Below are 5,293 nucleotides of genomic sequence, written 5' to 3'. Positions count from 1 at the left end.
CATAAGAGTTGTCGTTTGTACTTTTGGTAACGGGCACATCAGGGCTTGAATGGGTAACAATGGCACTTGGTACATTCAGGTTTTTATCGTCGTTAGTTACACTAGCGGCGTTTGATGTTTTCTGCTGGTAGATTAAATTACCGTTGGCATCAACAGTATGTTGCCTATCCCACTGCTCTTTTAGTAAGAATAAACTCAGAAGAATAGCGACAATTAGAAAGAATTTTTGATTGTTCATCGATTTTTTTGTATTAGTTGAATTAAGTTATTTTTTAGGTACTGGGTCAAATCCGCCCTCATGCCATGGATGACATTTACCAATGCGTTTTGCGCTTAATGCAAACCCCTTAAAGAAGCCGTGAAGCTTAACGCTGTCATAGGCATATTGAGAGCAAGTTGGCTGGAATCGACAATTAGACCCTAGCCAAGGGCTGATCACTAGCTGGTAGAATTTGATCGGTATTAATAGCAAATAGCGCATTACTTGGCCGTCACTTTATTAAGCAATGCGAGCAAATCCTGTGCAATGGTTGCATTGTTTGCAGGTTTGGCATGTTTAGCCATGACCACAAGCTCCCAGTCTTTCAGATGAGCCTGCTGCAACCTAAAAGCTTCGCGCGCAATACGTTTAAAGCGGTTTCTTTCAACCGCTAAACGATGTACTTTTTTAGAAATTGCAAGCCCGAGTTTGGCTTTGGATGTGCCTGTCTTAACAGCCATAACCTGCCAATATTTCCCCCTAGTCATGTTGCCATTATTGAAAATGGATTTATATTCACTAGGTGTTAATATTTTAGATTGGCGGGTTAATCTAAAAGACATTTACAGTGTTGGTATTAAGCAGTTAAGCGCTTACGTCCCTTCTTTCTGCGTGCGTTGATAACAGCGCGTCCTGCCTTAGTGCTCATTCTTGATCTGAAACCGTGCTTACGTTTACGTTTAATAACACTCGGTTGAAAGGTTCTCTTTTGCTTCATAATGAATATCGCTCAATAAAATCTTGCAATTTTACCATAACTAAATGTGCTTTGTATTACCTGTGATGAATATAGATGAAGCGATTGGCCAAATAAAATGCTACAATAATCATTCATTATATATTCTGGAAACAATATCGGTGGATTTAGTTTATTGGCTACTATTATTAAAAGCGCCTTATCTGGGGGTTAAGACCTTTTATAAAGCGTTGGAGCTGTTTGAATCGCCACAACAAGTTTTTTTAGCGAGTCATGCGCAAAGGTTGGCATCGGGGCTATTTAAAAAACAAACCCTAGACTATTTTGAAGTGGCTGATGTTGCCTTGGTGCAAGCTGATCTTGATTGGCAAAATAATGAACATTGTCATATTCTTACTTTAATTGACCAGAGCTACCCAGCGCAATTAAAAACCATTGCTGATCCACCACCACTGCTCTATGTTAGAGGTGACGTGTCATGTTTGAGCGAGCCACAACTCGCTATTGTTGGTAGTCGAAATCCGAGTACAGGCGGCGAACAAAACGCCTTGCAATTTGCACAAGGGCTGGCTAAATCTGGATTGACCATTACTTCAGGTATGGCCAGCGGCATTGATGCAAAAGCGCATATTGGCGCATTGGAAGCGGGTGGCAAAACTATTGCTGTTTGTGGCACAGGCTTGGATCGTATTTATCCGGCAAAGCATAAAGCCTTGGCGCATCAAATATCCTTGCAAGGGGCTTTGGTGTCAGAATTTGCTATTGGCACATCACCCATAGCCAGTAATTTTCCAAGGCGAAATCGACTGATAAGCGGTTTAAGTTTAGGGTGTTTGGTTGTAGAAGCTACCATTAAAAGTGGCACCATGATCACTGCTAGATTGGCAGCAGAGCAAGGTAAAGAGGTGTTTGCTATTCCAAGCTCTATTCATAATCCTTTGGCTGAAGGTTGCCATGAATTGATCAAGCAGGGGGCAAAGCTCACGGGAGATATTACTGATATTATTGAGGAGCTTCCTGGGCAATTATTAAGCAATAAATCGGTTGAGAAAATTACCCAATCAACAAAAGAGATGGACAAAACAGGGTATAAAGTATTAAAATGCCTCAGCTATGAAGCCTTGACAGTGGACCAATTGGTTGAAAAAACCCAACTAAGTCCCCAACTAGTAACGCAAGAGTTGTTACTTTTAGAACTTGATCATAGGATTGAAAAAACCAATGCACAGGGTTACGTATTAATTAAATAAAGAATTATGACACACAATATTCTCGATGTTTTAACTTACATGTTTGACTACCTTTTCGAAGAGGCAGAGCAAAATAACGCGCACGAAATAAACGATACCGAGCTTAAGGAGCACTTATCAGATGTCGGATTTGATGTAGCGGGCATTGATAAAGCCTTGAGCTGGCTAGAAAATATTGCCACCTTGCAAGATGGAAAGATTAAGCCGTTTAATACAATCTATCAATCCAGTATGCGTATTTATACGCCAGCTGAGCAGCAAAAGCTAGGCGCTAAATCTCGTGGATTTTTACTATTCATGGAAAATATTGGCCAGCTTGATGCTAACCAGCGCGAAATGATTATCGAGCAAGTCATGACACTGGGTGATACTAAAATTGAACTAGACGACCTTAAATGGGTAGTAATGATGGTATTAGGCAATAGTACGGGTGGTGAAATTTCCGCTCAATGGCTAGAGTCTATTGTTTTTCTTGATGAAAATCGCACCTTACAATAATGGCTAAAAATTTAGTTATTGTCGAGTCCCCTGCAAAAGCAAAAACGATTGAAAAGTTTTTGGGTAAAGACTATGTGGTGAAATCCAGTATTGGTCATATTCGTGACATGCCCAAAAAAAATATGGGCATTGACATTGAGAATAACTTTGAGCCCACTTATGAAGTAACTGCTGACAAAAAGAAGGTGGTGGCCGAACTCAGAAGAGCAGTAAAAACTGCAGAAAAAGTCTATCTCGCAACCGATGAGGATCGCGAGGGTGAGGCTATTGCTTGGCACTTACTTGAAGCGCTAAAGTTGCCAAAAGACACACCAAGAATTGTCTTTCATGAAATTACCAAAGGTGCAATTACTAACGCCATTGTTGAGCCAAGAACGGTAGACTACCATTTGGTTGATGCACAGCAGGCGCGTAGAATTATTGATCGTTTAGTGGGATTTGAAATTTCACCCGTGCTTTGGCGCAAAATTTCAGGCGCGCGCTCAGCAGGGCGTGTGCAGTCACCAGTGATGCGTTTGGTGGTTGAAAGAGAAAGGGAGATCGCACAGCATAGTGCTGTTTCTACCTATAAGGTTAAAGCGGAATTGGTTAATGATAGTGGTGAAGTGCTTGATGTTAAGCTGAATAAAGATTTTGCCACTAAAGACGAAGCCTTGGCTTTTTCAACCAAATTATTGTCAGCTGATTTGACGGTTGCCTCGATTGAGAAAAAACCGTCTAAACGCTCACCCAAAGCGCCTTTTATCACCTCAACACTGCAACAAGAAGCCTCACAAAAGCTCGGATTTTCTGTTAAGCAGACGATGACCATTGCGCAAAACCTATATCGTGAAGGGTCAATCACTTACATGAGAACTGACTCGGTTACTTTGTCTGAAACAGCAATTGAAGCGGCAGAAGCGGTTATTAAGCAAGAGTTCGGTGCGCAGTATCATCATCCTAGAAGATTTAAAACCAAAGATGCTGGTGCTCAAGAGGCGCACGAGGCCATTCGACCAACTGACTTAACCAAGCCAAGTATTTATGGGGTGGATGAGCAAACGGCAAAACTGTACAGCTTGATTTATAAGCGTACTTTGGCCTCGCAAATGAGTGATGCTCAACTGCAAAAAACACAAATTAAAATCGGCATTTCAACAACCGACGAGCTATTTTTGGCCAATGGTGAAGTGCTAACCTTCCCAGGCTTTCTAAAAGTTTATGATTATCTATCTGCTGATGATAAATTATTGCCAGATTTACAAGAAGGTAGTGCACTAACCTTGGCCAGTTTTGCCGCAAGAGAAAGCTTTTCTCGCGCTAAGCCAAGATATACCGAGGCCTCACTGGTTAAAAAGATTGAAGAAATGGGCATTGGTAGGCCGTCAACGTTTGCCACCATGGTGTCAACCGTACAGGATCGTAACTACGTAACCAAAGAAACTCGAGAGGGTGTGGCGCGTGAATACGATTTAATTGAAATCAATGACCATGCAATTGTTGAATCTAGACCTAGCGAAACAACGGGCGCGGAAAAAAATAAATTATTCCCAACCAATGTTGCTTATTTGCTGAATGATTTCCTGGTTAAAAACTTTAGTAACATCATCGATTATGAATTCACGGCTAAGTTGGAGTCTGACTTTGATACGGTAGCCACTCAAAATGTACCTTGGAAGAACGTGGTGAAGAATTTCTACGATCCGTTCCATGCACAAATTGAAGCTGCTGCTGATATTTCTCGAGAAGAAACGCACGGCATGCGTGAGCTTGGCGAAGATCCAAAATCAGGCAAGCCGGTTAGCGTTAGATTTGGTCGTTATGGTGCCTTTGCGCAAATTGGCCATAAAGATGATGAAGACAAGCCAACATTCGCCGCACTTAGAGGCACACTAGATATCGAGACCATCACCCTTGATGAGGCGTTAGAGTTGTTTAATATGCCACGCACCGTTGGCGAAACCGATGATTTTGGCGTAATTAAGGCGAACTACGGCCGATTTGGTCCCTACATTCAATATGGTAAGAAATATGTTTCACTTAAAGAGCATACGCCAGAAGAAGTGGATCTGCCAACGGCGCTAGAATTGATTGCTGCGAAAGAAAAATTTGACGCAGAGCGTATCATTAAAACTTTTGACGACTCTGAAATTCAAGTGCTGAATGGCCGATTCGGCCCTTATATTTGGAATGGCAAAAAACGCGGTAGCGGTCAAAAAAATATCACCATTAAGAAAATATTTGGCGACAAAGAGCCGGCTGATCTAACCCTTGAAGAGTGTAAAAAAGCCATTTCTGGCAAACTAAAACCAAAAACTAAAGCGAAAAAGCGTAAAAAATCCGCACCTAAAAAGGCGACTACTAAAAAGGCTACCAGCAAAACCACTAAAAAACCCGCAAAGAAAAAATAACCACGCACCATAGCCTTATTATCACACAGCCTTTTTTAACGGTTGCGGTGTAAAATACCTAGCATTTATTGTTAAATCACAAATAGTTATGTTGTTAGTCAGTGAAGTTATTATTGCCAATCCGCAGGCGGATTCTTTCGAAGAATTGGTCGATATTCTTAAAGCTGTTTCAAAAGCGTCAGACGAACGTTTTTTCCGT

The 5,293-nt window shown here is 41.4% G+C and carries 6 protein-coding genes and 1 pseudogene; 3 read left to right on the top strand and 4 right to left on the bottom strand.

The features are described from left to right. The 4 genes and pseudogenes from PSN35_RS05715 to rpmH all read right to left on the bottom strand — a co-directional run. Positions 1-238 (bottom strand): annotated as a pseudogene (locus PSN35_RS05715) (membrane protein insertase YidC); the annotation flags it as partial. Positions 239-265: 27 nt separating this feature from the next. Further along, entirely contained in the window at positions 266-481 is a 216-nt protein-coding gene (yidD, locus tag PSN35_RS05710) for a membrane protein insertion efficiency factor YidD (protein ID WP_300030706.1), read from the bottom strand. Beyond that, positions 481-822 (bottom strand): ribonuclease P protein component, encoded by a 342-nt coding sequence (gene rnpA, locus PSN35_RS05705; RefSeq protein WP_300030704.1) that lies wholly within the window; start codon positions 820-822, stop codon positions 481-483. The genes yidD and rnpA overlap by 1 nt, the downstream gene beginning before the upstream one ends. Positions 823-836: 14 nt before the next feature. Then, positions 837-977, bottom strand: a complete 141-nt coding sequence (gene rpmH / locus PSN35_RS05700; RefSeq protein ID WP_300030702.1) for a 50S ribosomal protein L34 — start codon at positions 975-977, stop codon at positions 837-839. Positions 978-1,117: 140 nt separating this feature from the next. Between rpmH and dprA the strand changes: the two genes are divergently transcribed. From dprA to topA, 3 genes are read left to right on the top strand one after another with little or no spacing between them, the layout of a single operon-like run. Then, positions 1,118-2,206 carry a DNA-processing protein DprA gene (gene dprA / locus PSN35_RS05695; protein WP_300030700.1) on the top strand — a complete coding sequence of 363 codons (1,089 nt, stop codon included), beginning with the start codon at positions 1,118-1,120 and terminating at the stop codon, positions 2,204-2,206. 6 nt (positions 2,207-2,212) lie between these two features. Continuing rightward, entirely contained in the window at positions 2,213-2,704 is a 492-nt protein-coding gene (locus tag PSN35_RS05690) for a DUF494 family protein (protein WP_300030698.1), read from the top strand. Beyond that, positions 2,704-5,094, top strand: coding sequence for a type I DNA topoisomerase (gene topA / locus PSN35_RS05685; RefSeq protein WP_300030696.1), 2,391 nt, complete (start codon positions 2,704-2,706; stop codon positions 5,092-5,094). The genes PSN35_RS05690 and topA overlap by 1 nt, the downstream gene beginning before the upstream one ends. Positions 5,095-5,293: the final 199 nt, after the last annotated feature.

It is taken from the genome of Candidatus Thioglobus sp., from assembly GCF_028599055.1.
In the GTDB taxonomy this organism is placed as follows: domain Bacteria; phylum Pseudomonadota; class Gammaproteobacteria; order PS1; family Pseudothioglobaceae; genus Thioglobus_A.
Note: the sequence above shows the minus strand (reverse complement) of the source record. Positions and strands in the feature narration are given on the sequence as shown.